Origin of the sequence: Pseudomonas fluorescens (assembly GCF_902497785.1) — a bacterium.
Taxonomy (GTDB): domain Bacteria; phylum Pseudomonadota; class Gammaproteobacteria; order Pseudomonadales; family Pseudomonadaceae; genus Aquipseudomonas; species Aquipseudomonas fluorescens_BO.
Map to the genome: position 1 here is coordinate 17,077 of NZ_CABVHK010000024.1, position 19,680 is coordinate 36,756.

The 19,680-nt window shown below is 61.8% G+C and carries 9 protein-coding genes; 5 read left to right on the forward strand and 4 right to left on the reverse strand.

All coding sequences use genetic code 11. The features are described 5' to 3' along the window. Positions 1-19 precede the first annotated feature (19 nt). The 3 genes from F8N62_RS28115 to recQ form a co-directional block, all read right to left on the reverse strand. Positions 20-1,816 (reverse strand): FimV/HubP family polar landmark protein, encoded by a 1,797-nt coding sequence (locus F8N62_RS28115; protein ID WP_150713739.1) that lies wholly within the window; start codon positions 1,814-1,816, stop codon positions 20-22. A 129-nt stretch (positions 1,817-1,945) separates the two neighbouring features. Next, positions 1,946-2,380 (reverse strand): MarR family transcriptional regulator, encoded by a 435-nt coding sequence (locus tag F8N62_RS28120; RefSeq protein WP_150713740.1) that lies wholly within the window; start codon positions 2,378-2,380, stop codon positions 1,946-1,948. Positions 2,381-2,510: 130 nt separating this feature from the next. Continuing rightward, positions 2,511-4,637: a DNA helicase RecQ gene (gene recQ / locus F8N62_RS28125; protein WP_150713741.1), complete on the reverse strand. Its 2,127-nt coding sequence runs from the start codon at positions 4,635-4,637 to the stop codon at positions 2,511-2,513. Positions 4,638-5,030: 393 nt separating this feature from the next. On the opposite strand from recQ, the gene F8N62_RS28130 reads away from it, so the two are divergent. Both F8N62_RS28130 and F8N62_RS28135 read left to right on the forward strand, forming a co-directional pair. After that, positions 5,031-5,618 (forward strand): YecA family protein, encoded by a 588-nt coding sequence (locus F8N62_RS28130; RefSeq protein WP_150713742.1) that lies wholly within the window; start codon positions 5,031-5,033, stop codon positions 5,616-5,618. A 10-nt stretch (positions 5,619-5,628) separates the two neighbouring features. Next, complete coding sequence (locus F8N62_RS28135) at positions 5,629-6,024, forward strand: YbaN family protein (RefSeq protein WP_150713743.1); 396 nt, start codon at positions 5,629-5,631, stop codon at positions 6,022-6,024. An 82-nt stretch (positions 6,025-6,106) separates the two neighbouring features. On the opposite strand, the gene F8N62_RS28140 is transcribed toward F8N62_RS28135, so the two are convergent. Beyond that, entirely contained in the window at positions 6,107-14,017 is a 7,911-nt protein-coding gene (locus F8N62_RS28140) for a retention module-containing protein (RefSeq protein WP_150713744.1), read from the reverse strand. Between the two features lie 588 nt (positions 14,018-14,605). Between F8N62_RS28140 and F8N62_RS28145 the strand changes: the two genes are divergently transcribed. The 3 genes from F8N62_RS28145 to F8N62_RS28160 all read left to right on the forward strand — a co-directional run bounded on the left by F8N62_RS28145 (position 14,606) and on the right by F8N62_RS28160 (position 19,629). Beyond that, positions 14,606-15,964, forward strand: coding sequence for a TolC family outer membrane protein (locus tag F8N62_RS28145; RefSeq protein WP_150713745.1), 1,359 nt, complete (start codon positions 14,606-14,608; stop codon positions 15,962-15,964). Between the two features lie 139 nt (positions 15,965-16,103). Further along, positions 16,104-18,263: a type I secretion system permease/ATPase gene (locus tag F8N62_RS28155; RefSeq protein ID WP_150713746.1), complete on the forward strand. Its 2,160-nt coding sequence runs from the start codon at positions 16,104-16,106 to the stop codon at positions 18,261-18,263. 10 nt (positions 18,264-18,273) lie between these two features. Continuing rightward, the gene (locus F8N62_RS28160) at positions 18,274-19,629 is read left to right on the forward strand and encodes an HlyD family type I secretion periplasmic adaptor subunit (protein ID WP_150713747.1); all 1,356 of its coding nucleotides are present in this window, start codon (positions 18,274-18,276) and stop codon (positions 19,627-19,629) included. The last annotated feature ends 51 nt before the right edge of the window (positions 19,630-19,680 follow it).

Genomic DNA, 19,680 nt, shown 5'->3' on the forward strand with positions numbered 1-19,680 from the left:
GCGCCACCATGATAAGGCGTCAGCGGATACCGGCCAACAAGGTCCGGGCCGTTTGCTTGAGCGGCTCGTCAGCGTCCTTGAGCAACTCGTTGAGCAACTCGATGGCGCTGTCGAGATCGCCATCATCTATGCAGTTCTGGGCCTGTTCCAGTTTGCCGGCGGTGATCGGCGCCCCAGGGTCTGGACTCAGCGGATCGAGGCTCAGCGGCTCCAGCTCGAATGACTGGCCTGGATCGCTGAATCCGTCGAGAAAATCGTCATCCAGTGACTGAGAATCGGGCTCGGCTATCCATTCCAGCTCGGGCTCGTCGAGCGTCGGTTCGTCGGGCATCTCGAACACATCGGGCAACACGTGCAAGTTGGAGGTAAACACCGGCTCCTCGACCGTCGGCGGTTTTTCCGAGGGTTTGGTGTTTTCAAACGGACTCACCAGATCCCAACTCGAATCCATCGACAGATCATCGAGGTTCAACTGGAACTCGTCGGCCGCCGCCTCTTCGGACTTCAGCGGCGCTGCGATCACCGCCGCCGCAGCCACGGGCACCGAAACCGGCACCGCACTGCTCAATTTCGGATAGCGGGCACGGATGTCCTGCAGTTGCCGGGCATCGAACCCGGCGTCACGCAGGCTGTTTTCCTGCGCGTCATAGGCCGAACCGTCGCCCTGTTTACCGAGGATTTCAAGCAGCTGAACGGCCAGATCCGTGCGTTGCGGATCCTTGGCCAAGGCATCGCGCAACAGCCCCGCCGCTTCGTTGAAGCGTCCGTATGCCAGATAGATGCCCACCCCTTCAAGCACGTCGCCCGAGGGTGTTTCGTCATGATGCTCGGGCGCAGGTTCCAGCGGCGCGGCCTCGGTCTGGTCAAGCACCGGCTCATGCCGCGAAGGCAAAACGGCAGGGTCTTCGAGCAAGGTCTGTACCTGCTGCCGCCGACGGCGAACAAACAGTCCCAGCAACAGTAGCGCCACCAACGCCAGCAACCCGAGGATCAGCGGCCAATCGAACGACTCGGGCTCTTGTGCAGCGACAGCAACCGGGGCTGGGGCTGGGGCCGGCGCTTGCGCTTGCGCTTGCGGCACAGCAGGGGCTGGCTGGGTGACCTCGGCCAATCGGGTTTGCAATTCGGTGATTTGCTTTTTCTGGCCCGCCATCTGTTCGTCCTGGGCCTGAAGTTTCGCGTTCAGCTCATCGACGGTTTTTTGCAATTGCTGGTTTTGCAGAACGCTGGCGGCCAATTGTTCAGTGGCAGGATCAATGACCGGTGCGTCAGCTTGTTCAACTTTGGGCGGGGCCGGTTTTTTCGCCGGGGGCGGCGGCGCGGCGGCGGGCTGCACGCTCGGGAATGGCGAGCTCGCGAGACTGGCGACCGGCTCATCGGCCACCGGCACAATCCCCGGTGACCCAGGCGGATCGATCAGCACGGTGTATTCGCGCAGCAGCCGGCCATTGGGCTGATTGAGCTGCACGAGAAAATTCAGGAAGGGTTCGTTGACGGCCTTGCTGGAGCTCACGCGGATCAGGCTGCGGTTACCCCTCAGGATCGGCGTGAACTTCAGGTCATTGAGAAAGAACACCCGCTCGACGCCGGCACGGCTGAACTCATCCGCTGTCGCCAGGCTGACGGACAGTTCGCCCTCCTCCAGACCGGCTGCATCCACCAGGGCGATATCGGCACGCAGCGGTTGATTCAGCGCCGAATGCAGAGTGATTTCACCCAGGCCCAGCGCGGCCGCCAATGTCGAAAAAGTGCAAGCTCCACCCACCAGGACCAGCCTGGCGCACCACCGCAATACAACGTGCCAACTTTCGAGCATGAGCATCCCTTAGATAACCAATACCAGGCGGTGCGTGTTTGCACATCCGGTACGAACACGATATTGCCTGGTAGTTCTTTATAGTCCGCCCAACGGGTTATCTCAAAAAGCCGCTCCCCCGGTTATGCCTCAAGATTTTTCCAGGTTGGCCAGAATGTGCCCATGCACCCGCATGCAAATCTTCAAGTCCGCCTCGTCAACGCCATCGAACAATTCCTGGCGCAATTGATTGGCAATGGTTTCAATTTGTTCGATCAAGGGGCGGGCCGGAGCACAGAGGGTGATTTTTTTTGCCCGACGGTCTTCCAGCACAGCCTGGCGCTGGACGAGGCCCTGAGTCTCCAGACTGTCGAGCAGTCGCGCCAGGGTCGGCCCTTCGACGCCGACGCTTTGCGCCAGTTCGCGCTGGGTCGGCGCTGATTCGAAACGCGCCAGGTGCAGCAGCACCAGCCAGCGCGCTTGAGACAAACCCAGGCCCGCCAGACGGCGGTCGAGTTCGGCACGCCAGCCGCGAGACATCTGGGCCAGTTGCATGCCAAATCGGTGTTGATCGGTTAACGGCATAAAACACTCATGATTAGACTGAAATAGAGAAAAACTAATTATTAGTCAGCTAAGCATGGCCTCTCGCAGGAGGCAAGGTTTGCTCTGTACTGAATCGTTACATCAATCCAGCCGGTTCAATATTTGCGCATCACATCTCGAATTCGGATTGCAGCGCGGCGCGTACGCAGTACAAAACCCCTTCCGGCACACGCCCGGCGAACAGCGCGGCGATCTCCGCCACCGGCGGCAACTCGCCCTCGCCGTCGAGGAAGGCATCCTGGACTTCACCCATCAAGTCTTCGGGCAAGTCCAGCGCCTGGTCCAGCGACAACTGCTGTTTGCCAATCGCCTCGGCCAGCATCGTGTACACATTCTTTTCCGAGCATTGCAACTGTCCGGCGATTTGCAGCGGCGTCATGCCGGCGCGAGCGAGGGTGATCAGCTCGTGACGTACATCGGCCACCACTTTCGGCGCTTCGACCTGGCCACCGAGCACTTCGAGGAAAGCCTCGCCGTAGCGTTCCAGTTTGCGTGCGCCGACGCCGCTGACCGTGGCCATTTCCGCCAGCGAGGTCGGCTGGCTGCGGAGCATTTCCAGCAATGTCGAGTCGGGGAAGATGACGTAAGGCGGCACACCGTGCTCTTCGGCGAGCTTGCGACGCAGGGCGCGCAGGGCTTCCCATTGTTCGCGCTCCTCGCCACGCACCAGCTGGCTCGCCTGGCTCTTGCTGCTTTTCGCGGTGGTTTGCGGCTTGAGGTCCCGGCGCAGTTCCAGGGTCACTTCGCCCTTGAGCAAGGGCCGGCAGGTGGCACTCAGGCGCAGGCCGCCGTAGCCCTCGAGGTCGATGTCAGCCAGTCCACGAGCAACGAGTTGGCGGTACAGCGAGCGCCACTCGCTCTCACCCATCGACTTGCCGACACCGTAGACCGACAGATGCTGATGGCCGAAGCTGCGGATTTTTTCGTTGTCCTTGCCCAGCAACACATCCACCAGATGGCCAACGCCATAGCGCTGACCCGTGCGGAAGATCGCCGACAGTGCCTGACGGGCCGGTTCGGTGGCGTCCCAGGTCTGCACGCCATCGACACAGTTGTCACAATGGCCGCACGGTTCGGGCATGTCTTCGTCGAAATAAGCCAGCAGGGTTTGACGACGGCAGCGGGTTTCTTCGCAGAGCGAGAGCATGGCGTCGAGCTTGTGCTGTTCCAGACGCTTGTGGCGCTCGTCGCCTTCGGAGTTCTGCAGCATCTGCTTGAGCATCACCACGTCTTGCAGGCCGTAAGCCATCCAGGCATCAGCCGGCAGACCGTCACGGCCACCGCGACCGGTTTCCTGGTAGTAAGCCTCAAGGGATTTCGGCAGGTCGAGGTGAGCGACGAAGCGCACGTTGGGCTTGTCGATACCCATGCCGAACGCCACCGTGGCGACCATGATCAGGCCTTCCTCGTTGAGGAAGCGCTTCTGATGGTGCGCTCGGGTTTCGTTGGGCAGGCCGGCGTGGTACGGCAGCGCCGGGAAGCCTTGCTCGCTGAGAAACACCGCGACCTCGTCGACTTTCTTGCGCGACAGGCAATAGACGATGCCGGCATCGCTGCGCCGCTCGGCGAGGAACGCCAGCAACTGCTTGCGCGGCTGCTCCTTGGGCACGATGCGGTAGAAAATGTTCGGGCGGTCGAAGCTCGAGAGGAAACGCTCGGCGTCCTGCAGGTGCAGGCGATCGACGATTTCTTCCCGGGTGCGCTTGTCGGCGGTGGCGGTCAGGGCAATGCGTGGAACGTTGGGAAACAGCTCCGCCAATTGACCCAGTTGCAGGTATTCGCGGCGGAAGTCGTGGCCCCATTGCGATACGCAGTGCGCTTCGTCGATGGCGAACAGGGCGATTTCAAGGCTTTGCAGGAACGCCAGCATGCGCGGCTGGACCAGGCGTTCGGGCGCGAGATAAAGCATCTTCACTTCGCCGCGCTTGATCCGCGCAGCGAGGTCGCGTTGCTGCTCGGCGCTCAGCGTGGAGTTCAATGCGGCGGCGGCAACGCCTAGTTCTTCAAGGGTCGCGACCTGGTCGTCCATCAGCGCGATCAGCGGCGACACCACGACCGCCAAGCCTTCGCGCAACAGCGCCGGCACCTGGAAGCACAAGGATTTACCGCCACCGGTAGGCATCAGCACCAGGGCGTCGCCGCCACTGGCCACGCGCTCAATGATTGCACCCTGACGGCCACGAAAACTGTCGTAGCCGAAGATGTCCTTGAGGACGCGTTGAGCCTGTTCGAGCATAAAAACTCCAAAAATCACCGAAACATCCCTGCAAGGCTGGTTCAGGATCCGCAAGGCTGCACCGACAAATCGTAAGTGCGCATTGCATGACGCTTCACATTCCAGCCGCGACACCAGCAGGGCATCACAAAACGCGGGAGTATACCCGAGGGCTGTCCGGCAAAGGGCGCCGCTGAGAAGAGACACGCGGCCAAATGCTGATCTCCTGTAGGAGCTGCCGAAGGCTGCGATCTTTTGATCTTGTTTTAAAACGCAACATCAAAAGATCGCAGCCTTCGGCAGCTCCTACGGGAGGAGGTGGTGTATTAGGGTGCAAATATCCCGCGCGGCTGGCCTGAGTGCTCAAGAAGGCCTAGAATTCCCGCATCTGTTTAAATCCCAAGGTAGCTTTTAATGTCCTTCGCTGAGCAACTAACCCGCCTGCAAGTCTTCCTCGACGCCGATGAACTGCATGACGAGGCGCTGGACTACGTGGCCGCCCACGGCTACCTCACTGCGCTGTCGATCTGTTCCGAAAGCGTTCCCGAGCGTGAATGGATCGATGCCCTCTTCGCCGAAGAGCCGCATTACGCCGATGACACCGAGCGTGAAGCGATCGAATCCACCCTGCTCGCCCTCAAGGCGCACATCGCCCGCCAACTGGCGTCCGACGAAGAGTTCGAGTTGCCGTGCGAGCTGGACCTGGGCGAAGATCCGGACGATTCCGACCTGCGCGGCTGGTGCATCGGTTTCATGGAAGGCGTGTTCCTGCGCGAAGCGGCGTGGTTCGAAACTGCCGAAGACGAAGTCAGCGAAATGCTCCTGCCGATCATGGTCGGCTCCGGTCTGTTCGACGAGCAGCCCGAGTTCTCCGACATCGCCGCTGATGCCAACCTGATGGACGACATGATCGTGCAGATCCCGGAAGCCCTGACCGCGCTGTACCTGCTGTGCAACGCGCCAGACGAAAAACCGGCGATTCTCAAGCCACGTCACCACTAAGGTTCTGCCTATGGACAACCCCATAGGCCACCGCTCCCTGATGTTGCGCTACGTGTTGCTGGCCATCGGCTGGCTGAGCGTAGCGTTGGGGGTGATCGGGATTTTCCTGCCGGTGTTGCCCACCACGCCGTTCCTGCTGCTGGCGGCCGCCTGCTTCGCCCGTAGTTCGCCGCGTTTTTATAAATGGCTGGTGAATCATCCTCGGCTGGGGCCGTGGATTCGCGACTACCTCGATGGCAATGGCATCCCGCTCAAGGGCAAGGTCTGCGCCATCGGGCTGATGTGGGTCAGTATTCTGTTGTCCTGCTACCTGGTGCCGCTGCCATGGGCGCGCGGTTTCATGCTCACCAGTGCGGTGTTGGTGACGATCTACATCCTCAGACAGAAAACCCTGCATCGATCCTGAGCGTTCGGTTACGTCGATCCAGACAAAAAAACCCGCCACCCCTTACACAGGGAGGGCGGGTTTTGTCGTTTCAGACGTCAGATCACACGGTATCGACCTTCAACGAATGGTCATTCAACATGCCGTTGATGATCGTCGCCGTGTCCGCCCCGCCGGCAATTACCCCGCCCGCCCCCGGTGTCACGCCGTAATGGCTGGCCAGGTTGACCCCCGCGAGGTCGATGGTCTGGTTCGGCGCCGCGCCGGCCATGCCGCTGACGTCGATGCTGGTGACCAGGGATTCGCCGCTGCCGGTGACTTTGAAGTGCAGGTAGTCATCCAGCGACGCCGCGGTGCCGTTCTCGCCTTGTAGCAGTTGCGACAGGTCGAGTTTGTCGGTGCCCGGGGTGAAGTCGGTGACCACGTCGTGGCCGCTGTTACCTTTGAGCCACTGGAAGGTGTCCGCGCCGGCGCCACCGCTGAGGGTGTTGTTGCCGAGACCGCCGATGAGGAAGTCGTCGCCACCACCGCCGTTGAGCACATCGTTGCCGAGGCCGCCGGTGATGATGTTGCTGTTGTTGTCACCGGTTAGGTTGTCGTTGAAGTCGGAGCCGACCAGGTTTTCTATGGCGGTCAGGGTGTCGGTGCCGGCGCCCTGGGTGTTTTGCCCGCCGAGCAGGCTCAAGTCAACTTTGACCCCGGCAGTGGCGTGGGCGTAGCTCGCCGTGTCGCTGCCCGTGCCGCCGTCGAGCAGGTCGTTGCCCGCACCGCTGAAGAGCAGATCGTTGCCGGCACCGCCGTGCAGTTCGTTGTTGCCGGCACCGGCGGTCAGCACATCATTGCCGTCGCCGGCATTGATCACGTTGTTGCCCGCGCCCGCCACCAACACGTCATCGCCGGCCGTGCCAGTGAGGGTGTGACCGTCCTGATAGCTGATGCCCACCGCCGCGCTGTCGCTGCCGCCATGGTGGTCATTGGCGGTGTAAGTCCCGTGGGCGTCCGGGGTGGTGTTGTGGGCGCCGGAGTAATCCACAGTCAGGGTCAGTTTGTAGGTTTCCGAGCCAGTGCCACCGTTTGCGTAATTGTCCGCAGTATTGATGACGCGGATCTGGTAGGTACCGTCCGCGTTCGCCTTGATGGTCTCGCCGTCAGCAATGCTGACGAAGGCGCCACCATTGAGCGAGTACTGCATGGCGATATTGCCCGCCCCGAGGTTGTGGTCGAGGTTGAGCGTTTCGCCCTGTTTGAGGTTGACGGTGATGCGGTCTTCATCGTTGGCATTCGCGGTGGTGACAGCCCCGAGGTAGCCGGTGATCGCCAGGACTGCGGTCATGGTCGCCGCATTCGCCGCAAAGGCACTGCGCACGTTGGCCAAGGCCTGGTTCGCCGCGGTATTGCCGGTGCCGGCGAAGGTGCTGATCACGCCCGTCCCGGTGAAATCTGCGCCCTTGGCAATCCAGCCAGTGTTGAACGTCGTTGTCGATGGGGTCAGCGGGTCGCCGTTGGCGTCAGTGTCGTTGGCCAACAGCACATCGCCCGGCACAGTGACGCTGCCCGACAGAATGTTGGTGATGACGTGGTCATCGACGGCCACCGGTGCCGAGTTCGGAACGACCTTGACCACCAGCGTGGAGCTGGACAGGTCGCCGTCGTTGTCGCTGACCGTGTAGCCGATGTTTTCGGTGATCACCGTCGAGGTGGCTTTCTGCGAGGTGTAGGTGTATTCGCCGGTATCGAGGTTGACCACCAGGGTGCCTTTGCCGTCGGTGGCAATACTCAAGGTGTTGTTGGCGGTGTTGAACGTGCCGTGGTTGGCGCCGCCGCTGGCATTCAGCGAACCCTGGTTAGTGTTGCCTTTCGGGTCATAGGTGTACGTGGTGCCGTCGACCGTGATGGCCTTGATGAAACCGCCATCGGCGCCGAACGTGCCGCCCTCGCCCAGCAGCGACCCGGTGACCGGCGCGCCGACCACGGTGCCGGTCAGCACCGAGTTCAGCTGATTGAGGTCGGTCACTATCACGGCGCTGGTGTCAGTGCCATGGCCGGTGCCGGTGCTGCCGTCATAAGCCACCGGATCGAGGTTGGCATTTTTGACGCCGCTGCCCAGGCCGATCGCGTAGTTCTTGATGTGATTTTCTTCGAGGAACGCTTTCCAGCCGGCCTCTTCGGTTTTATCGAGATTGCCTACGGTAGGTTTGCCGTCGGAGAAGAAGTAGCCAACGTTCTGCGCACCGGTCAGTTTGCCGTCGGTGTCGAACGCCTTTTGCGCCACCTTTACGGCTGCGTCGTAGTTGGTGTCCCCGTTCGCCGTCAAGCCGGAGATGATCGACTTGGCCGTGGCCACATCGACCCAGACCGAAGTCTTGTCGGTGGCACCGCTGCTAAAGGTGACGATCTGCACTTTGACGTCGCCGAGGTCGTCGTATTTGTCGAGCAAGGCGCTGATCGCCTGTTTGGCCAGGCCCAGTCGCGACAGGCCGTCCACGCCGGAAGGGTCCTTCATGCTGCCGGACACGTCGATCACCAGCAGCAGGTTGGAATCGATCTCCGCCGCGGACACCGAACGCTCGGCGGCGACGGCTTTTGGCACGTCATCGACAATGTTGACCTTGATCGTGCTGATGCTGGAGTTGCCCATGGCATCGGTGGCTTTGTAGGTGAAGTTTTCGCTCAGCGTGTTCGCGCCATTGTTCGCGTTCGGCGTGGTGCTGGCGGGCGAAGTCAGGGTGTAGGTGTAGGTACCGTTGGGGTTGAGCAGGATCTGCCCATAAGCGCCAGTGGCGTTGCCGACCAAGGTGTAAGTCACCGTGCCGACCGCGCCGGTGACCGAACCGACCAACGACCCCGAGGCGGTTTCGCCGGTGTGGCCTGGCTCGCTGCCAATGACCGTGCCGGCAGCCAGGTCCTGGCCATCCTTGCTCAGGTCGAGGGCTTTTTCGTAGACGGTGACGTCGCTGTCGCTGACGGCGGTGATGCAGCTGTTGTGCACGTCGATGGTGATGGTGGTGGTGCTTTCGTCACCGTCCTTGTCGCGCAAGGTGTAGGTGAAGGTGTCAGTCGCACCGGCGCCGCTCACGGCGTTCGGGTTGCTGTGGTACTCGGCATTGCCCTGGGCATCGAGGGTCAGGTAGCCGTAGGTGCCGTTGATCTGGGTGTTGAGGTTGCCATGCACCGGGGTCGACGTGTCGGACCCGGCGCGCACACCGACCACACCGCCGCCTGCGGCCGGGCCATCGGCGCCGGTGACGTCGTTGACCAGCACGTTGCCGCTGATGATCCCGCCTTCGGCAACCGAGGCCAGTTCTGGGTGGGCGGTCGGCACGTCATCGACGATGTTCACCACGATGGTGCTGGTGACGGTGTTGCCCACCGCATCGGTGGCTTGATAGGTGAAGGTTTCGCTCAGGGTATTGGCGCCGTCATTCGCCTGCGGCGTGGTGCCGGCTGGCGAGGTCAGGGTGTAGGTGTAGGTGCCGTTGGGGTTGAGCGAGATCTGCCCGTAGGTTCCGGTGGCGTTGCCGACCAGCGCATAAGTGACCGTGCCGACCGCGCCGGTGACCGAGCCGACCAAGGTGCCGGAAGCGGTTTCGCCGGTGTGGCCCGGTTGGCTGCCGACGACGGTGCCCGGAGCCAGATCCTGGCCATCCTGGGTCAGGTCGAGGGCTTTTTCGAAGACAGTCGCATCGTTGTCGCTGACGGCGGTGATGCAGCTGTTGATCACGTCGATGGTGATGGTGGTGGTGCTTTCATCACCGTCGGCATCGCGCAGGGTGTAGGTGAAGACATCAGTCGCGCCCGGGCCGCTCACCGCGTTCGGGTTGCTGTGGTACTCGGCATTGCCCTGGGCGTCCAGCGTCAGGTAGCCGTAGGTGCCGTTGATCTGGGTGTTGAGGTTGCCATGCACCGGGGTCGACGTGTCGGAGCCAGCGCGCACGCCGACCACACCGCCGCCTGCGGCCGGGCCATCGGCACCGGTCACGTCGTTGACCAGCACGTTGCCGCTGATGATCCCGCCTTCGGCAACCGAGGCCAGTTCTGGGTGGGCGGTCGGCACGTCATCGACGATGTTCACCACGATGGTGCTGGTGACCGTATTGCCCACGGCATCGGTGGCTTGGTAGGTGAAAGTTTCGCTCAGGGTGTTGGCGCCGTCATTCGCCTGCGGCGTGGTGCCGGCCGGCGAAGTCAGGGTATAGGTGTAGGTGCCGTTGGGGTTGAGCGAGATCTGGCCGTAAGCGCCAGTGGCGTTGCCGACCAGCGCATAGGTGACCGTGCCGACCGCGCCAGTGACCGAGCCGACCAGCGTGCCGGAAGCGGTTTCGCCGGTGTGACCCGGTTGGCTGCCGACGACGGTGCCCGGAGCCAGGTCCTGGCCATCCTGAGTGAGGTCGAGGGCTTTTTCGAAGACGGTGGCGTCGTTGTCGCTGACCGCGGTGATGCAACTGTTGATCACGTCGATGGTGATGGTGGTCGTGCTTTCATCACCGTCAGCATCGCGCAAGGTGTAGGTAAAGACGTCAGTCGCGCCCGGGCCGCTCACGGCATTCGGGTTGCTGTGGTACTCGGCATTGCCCTGGGCATCGAGGGTCAGGTAGCCGTAGGTGCCGTTGATCTGGGTGTTGAGGTTGCCATGCACCGGGGTCGACGTGTCGGAGCCAGCGCGCACACCGACCACACCGCCGCCTGCGGCCGGGCCATCGGCACCGGTCACGTCGTTGACCAGCACGTTGCCGCTGATGATCCCGCCTTCGGCAACCGAGGCCAGCTCTGGATGGGCGGTCGGTACGTCATCGACGATGTTCACCACGATGGTGCTGGTGACCGTATTGCCCACCGCATCGGTGGCCTGGTAGGTGAAGGTTTCGCTCAGGGTATTGGCGCCGTCATTCGCCTGCGGCGTGGTCCCGGCTGGTGACGTCAGGGTGTAGGTGTACGTGCCGTTGGGGTTGAGCAGGATCTGGCCGTAAGCGCCGGTGGCGTTGCCGACCAGCGCATAGGTGACCGTGCCGACCGCGCCACTGACCGAGCCGACCAGCGTGCCGGAAGCGGTTTCGCCGGTGTGACCCGGCTGGCTGCCGACGACGGTGCCGGGGGCTAAATCCTGGCCATCCTGAGTCAGGTCGAGGGCTTTTTCGAAGACAGTCGCATCGTTGTCGCTGACGGCGGTGATGCAACTGTTGATCACGTCGATGGTGATGGTGGTGGTGCTTTCGTCACCGTCGGCATCACGCAGGGTGTAGGTGAAGACGTCAGTCGCGCCCGGGCCGCTCACCGCGTTCGGGTTGCTGTGGTACTCGGCATTGCCCTGGGCATCGAGGGTCAGGTAGCCGTAGGTGCCGTTGATCTGGGTGTTGAGGTTGCCATGCACCGGGGTCGACGTATCCGACCCGGCGCGCACACCGACCACACCGCCGCCTGCGGCCGGGCCATCGGCGCCGGTGACGTCGTTGACCAGCACGTTGCCGCTGATGATCCCGCCTTCGGCGACCGAGGCCAGTTCTGGATGGGCCGTCGGCACGTCATCGACGATGTTCACCACGATGGTGCTGGTGACCGTATTGCCCACCGCATCAGTGGCTTGATAGGTGAAGGTTTCGCTCAGGGTATTGGCGCCGTCATTCGCCTGCGGCGTGGTGCCGGCTGGCGAGGTCAGGGTGTAGGTGTAGGTGCCGTTGGGGTTGAGCGAGATCTGCCCGTAGGTTCCGGTGGCGTTGCCGACCAGCGCATAAGTGACCGTGCCGACCGCGCCGGTGACCGAGCCGACCAAGGTGCCGGAAGCGGTTTCGCCGGTGTGGCCCGGTTGGCTGCCGACGACGGTGCCCGGAGCCAGATCCTGGCCATCCTGGGTCAGGTCGAGGGCTTTTTCGAAGACCGTTGCGTCGTTGTCGCTGACCGCGGTGATGCAGCTGTTGATCACGTCGATGGTGATGGTGGTGGTGCTTTCGTCACCGTCGGCATCGCGCAGGGTGTAGGTGAAGACATCAGTCGCGCCCGGGCCGCTGACGGCATTCGGGTAGCTGTGGTACTCGGCATTCCCTTGGGCGTCCAGCGTCAGATAGCCGTAAGTGCCGTTGATCTGGGTGTTGAGGTTGCCATGCACCGGGGTCGACGTATCCGACCCGGCACGCACGCCGACCACACCGCCGCCTGCGGCCGGGCCATCGGCGCCGGTGACGTCGTTGACCAGCACGTTGCCGCTGATGATGCCGCCTTCGGCGACCGAGGCCAGTTCGGGATTGGCGGTGGGCAAGTCATCGACAATATTGACGTTGATCTGCCCGGTCGCGGTGCTGCCATCGACGTCCTTGGCCACCACGTCGAAGTTCTCGGAGATGCTGTTGGCACCGCCGGCATTCGGGTGGTCGCTGTCGGCATTGAGCGTGTAGCTGTAGCTCACCACGCCTGTGGCCGGGTTGTAACCGGTGATGGTGAAGGTCGCGCCGGTGTTGGTCACGGCCGATTGCGGAAAGCCCGCCGCCACGCCAGCGGTGACGACAGCGATGCCACCCACGGTCAGGGTTTGCAAGCCATCCGCCGCGCTGACGGTGAAGGTGCCGGTCTGGGTCAGCGCCGGGGAATCCGGGTCAGTGCCGCCGGTGAGGTTTTTCTCGTAGACGGTCAGTTCACCGCCGGTGACTTCAAGGCCGTTGAGGACGACACCGTCGTCGTTGTTGTGGATCTGCAATACCAGATTGGCGGTGCTGGTGTCGCCATCGGCATCGGTCAGGGTGTAGGTGAAGGTTTCGGTACCGTTGCCGTTCCCCGGCAGGGCTTTGAAATCGGCATCGCTGGTGTTCAGGGTGTAGGTGTACGTGCCGTTGGCGTTCAGTACGAGGGTGCCGTAAGTACCGGTGAACGTACCGCCGACTACCGGGCCGCTGTTGGGTCCGGTGGGAATGCGGTCCGCGCCTTGACTGTCATTGGGCAGAACGCTGCCAGTCAGTGAGGTCAGGGTTTCCGACGCCGTGCTGGCGTTGCTGTCATCGACCGCTTTGGGCGCGTCGTCGGTGATGTTGACGTCCAGCGAACCGGTGGCGGTGTCGCCATTGCTGTCGCCGGCGACCACAGTGAATTGTTCGCTGAGGTTGTTGAGGCCTTCACCCGCCGAATGGGTGTCGTTGCCGTTGAGTGTGTAGCTGTAACTCACCACGCCGGTGGCCGGGTTGTAGCCGGTGACGGTCAGGGTGTTGCCCAACTGGGTGGTAATCGATTGTGGGAAGCCGGCGGCCGCGCCACCGCTGATAACGTTGATCCCGCCGATGCTGAGGCTGCTCAAACCGTCCGGTGCAGAGACCGTGAACGTGCCGGTCTGGGTCAGTGCCGCAGGATTATTCCCCGAGCCGTTTGGCAGGTTGGCTTCATTGACGGTCAGTTCGCCGCCATCCACCGACAGACCGGTGAGGGTCACGGGATTGTTCGGCGTCTCAGGTACGGTCGGTGTGGTCGGCGTTTCTGGACCGGTCGGACCGGTCGGCGCTGCGCCCGCATCGCCGCCGTTATCCGGATCACCGGCCAGCCGCTCCAGAGGAAATTCAGGAATGCCATTGAAGCCGGCAGTGGGGAAACCGACAGTCGGATCAACCCGTCCGGCCGTTTCTTCCAGCAGCACAAAACTGTGGCCGCCACCCAAATCGCCACCGGGGGAGCCAGGATTACCCGGGCCTGCCGCTGTAGCTTCTGCGGTCTGGGTCGGGTCATCGCCGGCCGCGATGGCTTTTTGCAGCTGCTCGACATCGGTCAGTTGCGCCTGAGTCGGCGTCGCCGCGTCGGCGTTGTCCACGTGGGACGCCTGATGCGCGAGCAACTGGCTGTTCATCTGCAGACTGCTACCACGCCCAAGGGTCATTTCCTGGCCATTTTGCAGGTGCACCGCCACCGCGCCATCGGCACCGGTGACCAGTTGATCGCCGGCGAACAGTCTGTCCCCCTCGATCAACGCGCGTCGGGTGCCGTCGCCTGCGACGGCAAACACCTGACCAATGACTGTACTGACGATACCGATGAGCGTTGCCATGTGCATTTCCTCCGCTGCCAACTGCTGTCGGCATCCTGTTGATTGCGAAGAACTGCTCATGGCGCGAGCGGGTGAACGGCGGATCGTCTACCGGGTGGCTTGCCAACTGCAAGCCGATGCCCCGGCGACCTTCACGCCAAACAGTGTCGCTCGCCGGCGAAGGGTTCCGGTTCGGGGCAAAACTCCATGCAATCAATGACATGGAATCCCCGTTGCGTAACAGCCTTGCCTGCCAGCGATTCGTAACAGTTTTGAACCACTCAGTGACAGAAAACCGTCACTAAAAAACTGTTACGCTCCCCTCCCCTGCAGCACTTCTTCGCCCTAAGTCGAAAAATAAATGGAACTTTCTGGAACTCTTCAGAAACTCCGAGAAGCCCTAAATCCAAGGCTTCCGGAGTGAACAATGTGCTGGATTTGGCAGAGCGCATAAGTTTATTTTGGAATAATAATTATGAGAAAACCTTCTAAGCATATTTTGAGAATGTTCTTAGCTCTGATGTTACAACTGTGAAACGGATTTACCTATAAATGCCGTCAAATATTTGGCGACTGATAAGCAACATAAGGATTCAGGGAGATGTACCCATGCGCCAATTGACCCCCCTTTGCAGCGCGATTCTATTGGCCATGGCCTGCACCTCACAGGTTCAAGCCATGTCATTGACGGAGGCGATTCAAAGCACCATTGCCACCCACCCGGAACTCGCATCGCGAGTGGACAGCCGTTTGTCGGCTGATGAAGATGTGAAAGTCGCCAAAGGGGGCTTTTATCCATCGGTTGACTTGAATGCCGCGTACGGGCGCGGGTACAGCGACAACACCAACACCCGGGCCTTCGGCAATCACAACACCGAAATCCTCACCTACACCCAATCGGAACTGCGTCTGCGGCAGATGCTTTTCGACGGTTTCAACACTGCGAACGAAGTCGAGCGCACAAAAGGTGTGGTCAACTCTCGGGCCTATTACGCTCAAGGAACGGCACAAGACCTGGCCCTGCGCACCATCGAGGTCTACCTCGAAGTGCTCAAGCGCCGTGAATTGGTAAACCTGGCCAAGAACAACCTGCAGGCGCACCTGCGGGTCAACGACCAGATTGGCCTGCGCACCCAGCGCGGCATTGGCAGCAACGCCGACGCCGACCAGTCCGTGGCTCGTCGGGCACTGGCGGAGAACAACCTCGATACCGCCGAAGTCGATCTGGCGGATGCCGAAGCGAACTTCCAGGCCGTCACCGGGCGCAACCCCGATGAGCTGGAAACGCTGCCGTCGATTCGCGGTGAATTGCCCGCGACCATTCAAGACGCCCAACAGAGCATGGTCGACAACAACCCGTATCTGAAATCGGCCCAGGCCGACGTGCAATCGGCCGAGAGCCAGTACGAAGTCGCCAAGTCGCCGTTCTACCCGCGTTTCGACGCTGAAGCGGCTGTTGGTGCGAACAACAACGTGGCGGGCGAGGAAGGCCACGACAACGAGTGGCGCGTAGGCATCGTGATGAACTACAACCTGTTCCGCGGTGGCAGTGACAAGGCACGGCTGGCGGGTGATGCGCACCGGATCAATCAGGCGATGGACATCCGCAACAACGCCCTGCGTCAGCTCAACGAGAACATCCGCCTGGCCTGGAACGCCATGGTCAACGCGCGCAAACAAACGCCGACCGCTCGCGAATATGCCGAAACCACCACCCGTGTGCGGGCGGCGTATCAGGACCAGTTCGGCCTCGGCCAACGGACCCTGCTCGACGTGCTCGACAGTGAAAACGAGCTCTACAATGCCAACCGTCGCTACACCGAAGTGCGTTACACCGAGGAATACTCGATGTACCGTGTGCTGGCGAACATGGGCGAGTTGCTGAGCAAACAACGGATCGTGCTGCCTGCCGACGCGATTGCCCAGTCCGAAGTAAAGAACGAAGCCCGTCTGCCTGAACTCAGATGAAGTAACTCCCCGGTAGGAGCTGCCGCAGGCTGCGATCTTTTGATTTTGTTTTTGAAGATCAAGATCAAAAGATCGCAGCCTTCGGCAGCTCCTACGGGGGGGATGTATCAATTGCCACGGTTCAACGGGAGCCCCTAATTTGACCAGCATGGAACCGGGAAACACCGGTGTCGATCCACGGCTCAGTTTCGACGACCCACTTCTGGACGGTCTGTTAATCCTTTGCAAACTCCACGGCGCGACGGTCAGTCGCGCCAGCCTGAGTGCCGGGCTGCCAATGGCACACCAACGCCTGAGCCTGGACCTGCTGCCCCGTGCAGCGGCCCGGGCCAGTTTGCAGGCCCGTCTGTTGCGCCGGGATCTGGCTGACATTTCCCCGCTCAACCTGCCCGTGATGCTGATCCTCGACAACGGCCGCACCGCCGTCCTGCGTCGGTTTGGCGATGACGGCCGCCTGCTGATCCTGCCAAGCGAAGCCGACGGCGGCGAGCAATGGGTCAGCCGCGAAGAACTCCTCGAAAGCTACAGCGGCCAGGCGTTATTCGCCCGGCCGCGCCACGAACTCGAAGACCTGCGCTCGCCGCTGGTGCCGCGAGTGGAGGCGTGGTTTCGCGACACGTTGAAGCTGTCGAAATGGTTGTACAGCGATGCGATCCTCGCGAGTTTCCTGATCAACCTCTTGGGGCTGATGGTGCCGCTGTTCGTCATGCAGACCTACGACCGGGTGGTGCCGAACCAAGCCACTTCAACCTTGTGGGTGCTGTCCATCGGCCTGCTGATCGGTACCGGTTTCGAGCTGGCGCTGCGCGTGGTGCGCGCGCATTTGCTGGACACCGCCGGCAAGAAAACCGACGTCATCCTCTCGGCGACGCTGTTCGAACGCATCACCGGCATGTCGATGAAAGCGCGCCCGGCGACCATCGGCGGTTTTGCCCAAAGCATCCACGACTTCCAGGGCCTGCGCGAATTCCTCACCGCCGTCACCCTGACCAGCCTGATCGACCTGCCTTTCGCCGTGCTGATGCTGGTGGTGATCGGCCTGCTGGGTGGCTGGCTGGTGGTGATTCCGTTGCTGGCGTTTCCGATCACGATCATTTTCGCGATGATCATTCAGGTGCGCCTGCGCGACACCGTGCAAAAAAGCCTGACCTTGGGTGCCGAGCGCCAGGCCCTGCTGATCGAAACCCTCGGCGGCCTGGAAACCCTCAAGGCCTGCAGCGCCGAAAGCGAACGTCAGCACAAATGGGAAAGCACCCACGGCGCCCTCACCCGCCTCGACAGCCATGCGCGCAACCTCTCGGCGCTGGCCACCAACGGCACATTGTTCATCCAGCAGTTCTCCGGCATGGCGACCATTGTCGCCGGGGTCTACAGCATCATCGCCGGCAATCTCAGCGTGGGTGCGCTGGTCGCGACCTACATGCTCGGCAGTCGCGTACTCGCGCCACTGGGACAGATCGCCGGGCTGATCACGCGCTACCAGCAAGCACAATTGACCATGAAAAGCACCGATGCGCTGATGGGTCTGCCCCAGGAACGCGACGCGAAACAGCGGCCGCTGGAACGCACGCAACTGCAAGGCGCCCTCGATGTCAGCGGCGTGACCTTCCACTACAACGGCCAGAATGCGCCGGCGCTGGCCAATATCAGTTTCAGCCTGAAACCGGGTGAGCGAGTTGGCATCATCGGTCGCAGCGGCTCGGGCAAAAGTACCCTCGGGCGCCTGGTGATGGGTTTCTACGAACCGGAAGAAGGCCAGTTGCTGCTCGATGGCCTGGACCTGCGGCAACTGGACGTCGCCGACTTGCGCCAACAGATCGGCTATGTCGCCCATGACCTGCCGTTGCTGGCCGGGAGCCTGCGCGACAACCTGACCCTCGGCGCGCGTTACATCAGCGATGCACGGATGCTGGAAGTGGCCGAGTTGACCGGCGTCACCGAACTCGCGCGTCAGCATCCACAGGGTTTCGACCGCCCCGTCGGCGAACGCGGGCAGTTGCTGTCCGGTGGTCAACGGCAAGCGGTGTTGCTGGCCCGGGCGCTGTTGCTTGACCCACCGATCATGCTGCTCGACGAACCGACCAGCGCCATGGACAACAGCAGCGAAGATGTTTTGCGGCAAAAACTGCACAGTTGGGTCCAGGGTAAAACCCTGCTGTTGGTGACACACCGCACGTCAATGCTGAGCCTGGTGGATCGGCTGGTGGTGCTGGACAACGGGCGGATCGTCGCCGACGGTCCGAAAGAAGCGGTCATTGATGCACTGCGCAAGGGCCGTGTCGGCTCTGCGGCCGTCTAGGAGCCCGCTTATGTCATCTTCACAAGGTTCACGGGGCTACTTCGACAGCTTCAGCAAGAGCGCCGAAAGCGAGTTCATGCCGGAAACCGCCGGCGCGTCATTGCAGGATTCACCGCGCTGGTCGCGCATCACCGTGTGGCTCGCTGCGGCGCTGATAATCAGCGCGGTGGTCTGGGCCAAATTCGCCGTGTTGCAGGAAGTCACGATGGGCGAAGGCAAGGCGATTCCGTCGAGCAAGGTTCAGGTGATTCAGAACCTGGAGGGCGGCATCGTCACCGAGATCTTCGTGCGCGAGGGGCAAATGGTGAACAAGGGCGATACGTTGCTGCGCCTGGACGACACACGCTTTCTGTCGAACAAGGGTGAGAGCGAGGTGGATCGCTATGCGCTGACGGCACAGGTCGAACGCCTGTCCGCCGAGGCTGAAGGACGGCCGTTCAAACTGTCGGCGGAAGTGATCGCCAAGGCACCGCAAGTGGCCGAGGATGAGCGCTCGCTGTACGAACAACGGCAACGCCGACTGGCCAGCGAGCAACGCACGCTGACCGAACAACTTCGGCAAAAAACCCAGGAACTGGCGGAATTCCGCTCGAAACAGGGCCAATACAGCTCAAGCCTGGCGCTGTTGCAGCAAGAGATGAACATGTCCGCGCCGCTGGTCGGCACCGGAGCGGTTTCGCCGGTGGAAATCCTCCGCCTCAAACGCAGTGCGGTGGAGATTCGCGGCTCGCTGAACGCCACGACGCTGGCGATTCCTCGCGCAGAATCGGCGATCAACGAGATCAAAAGCAAGATCGACGAGTCGGAACAAACCTTCCGCTCGGAAGCCGCGAAAGACCTCAACGAAAAACGCACCGACCTGTCGAAAATCACCGCGTCGAGCATCGCCATCGACGACCGCGTAAGCCGCACCACCGTGGTGTCGCCGGTGCACGGGATTATCAAAGTGCTGAAGGTCAACACCATCGGCGGCGTGGTTCAGCCGGGCAGCGACATGGTGGAAATCGTCCCCATCGAAGACAACCTGCTGATCGAAGCCAAGGTGCGCCCACAAGACGTGGCGTTCCTGCACCCGGGGCAGAAAGCGATGGTGAAATTCAGCGCGTATGACTACACGATCTACGGCGGGTTGAGCGCCAAGCTTGAGTTGATCGGTGCGGACACCATTACCGATGACAAGGGCAACAGCTTCTACCTGATCCAGGTCCGGACCGATAAAAACCACCTGGGCGGCGATGTGAAACCGTTGCTGATCATTCCAGGGATGGTGGCGACGGTGGACATTATTACCGGGGAGAAATCGGTACTGGATTATCTGCTGAAGCCGGTGCTCAAAGCGCGGACCGAGGCGATGCGGGAAAGATAAGGTCAAAAGATCGCAGCCTTCGGCAGCTCCTACAGAACGTGATCAATTCCA

What these genes read in the sequence shown, in the direction of transcription:
- F8N62_RS28115 (WP_150713739.1), bottom strand. Translation starts at nt 1,816, where the DNA reads ATGCTCGAAAGTTGGCACGTTGTATTGCGGTGGTGCGCCAGGCTGGTC.
- F8N62_RS28120 (WP_150713740.1), bottom strand. Translation starts at nt 2,380, where the DNA reads ATGCCGTTAACCGATCAACACCGATTTGGCATGCAACTGGCCCAGATG.
- recQ (WP_150713741.1), bottom strand. Translation starts at nt 4,637, where the DNA reads ATGCTCGAACAGGCTCAACGCGTCCTCAAGGACATCTTCGGCTACGAC.
- F8N62_RS28130 (WP_150713742.1), top strand. Translation starts at nt 5,031, where the DNA reads ATGTCCTTCGCTGAGCAACTAACCCGCCTGCAAGTCTTCCTCGACGCC.
- F8N62_RS28135 (WP_150713743.1), top strand. Translation starts at nt 5,629, where the DNA reads ATGGACAACCCCATAGGCCACCGCTCCCTGATGTTGCGCTACGTGTTG.
- F8N62_RS28140 (WP_150713744.1), bottom strand. Translation starts at nt 14,017, where the DNA reads ATGGCAACGCTCATCGGTATCGTCAGTACAGTCATTGGTCAGGTGTTT.
- F8N62_RS28145 (WP_150713745.1), top strand. Translation starts at nt 14,606, where the DNA reads ATGCGCCAATTGACCCCCCTTTGCAGCGCGATTCTATTGGCCATGGCC.
- F8N62_RS28160 (WP_150713747.1), top strand. Translation starts at nt 18,274, where the DNA reads ATGTCATCTTCACAAGGTTCACGGGGCTACTTCGACAGCTTCAGCAAG.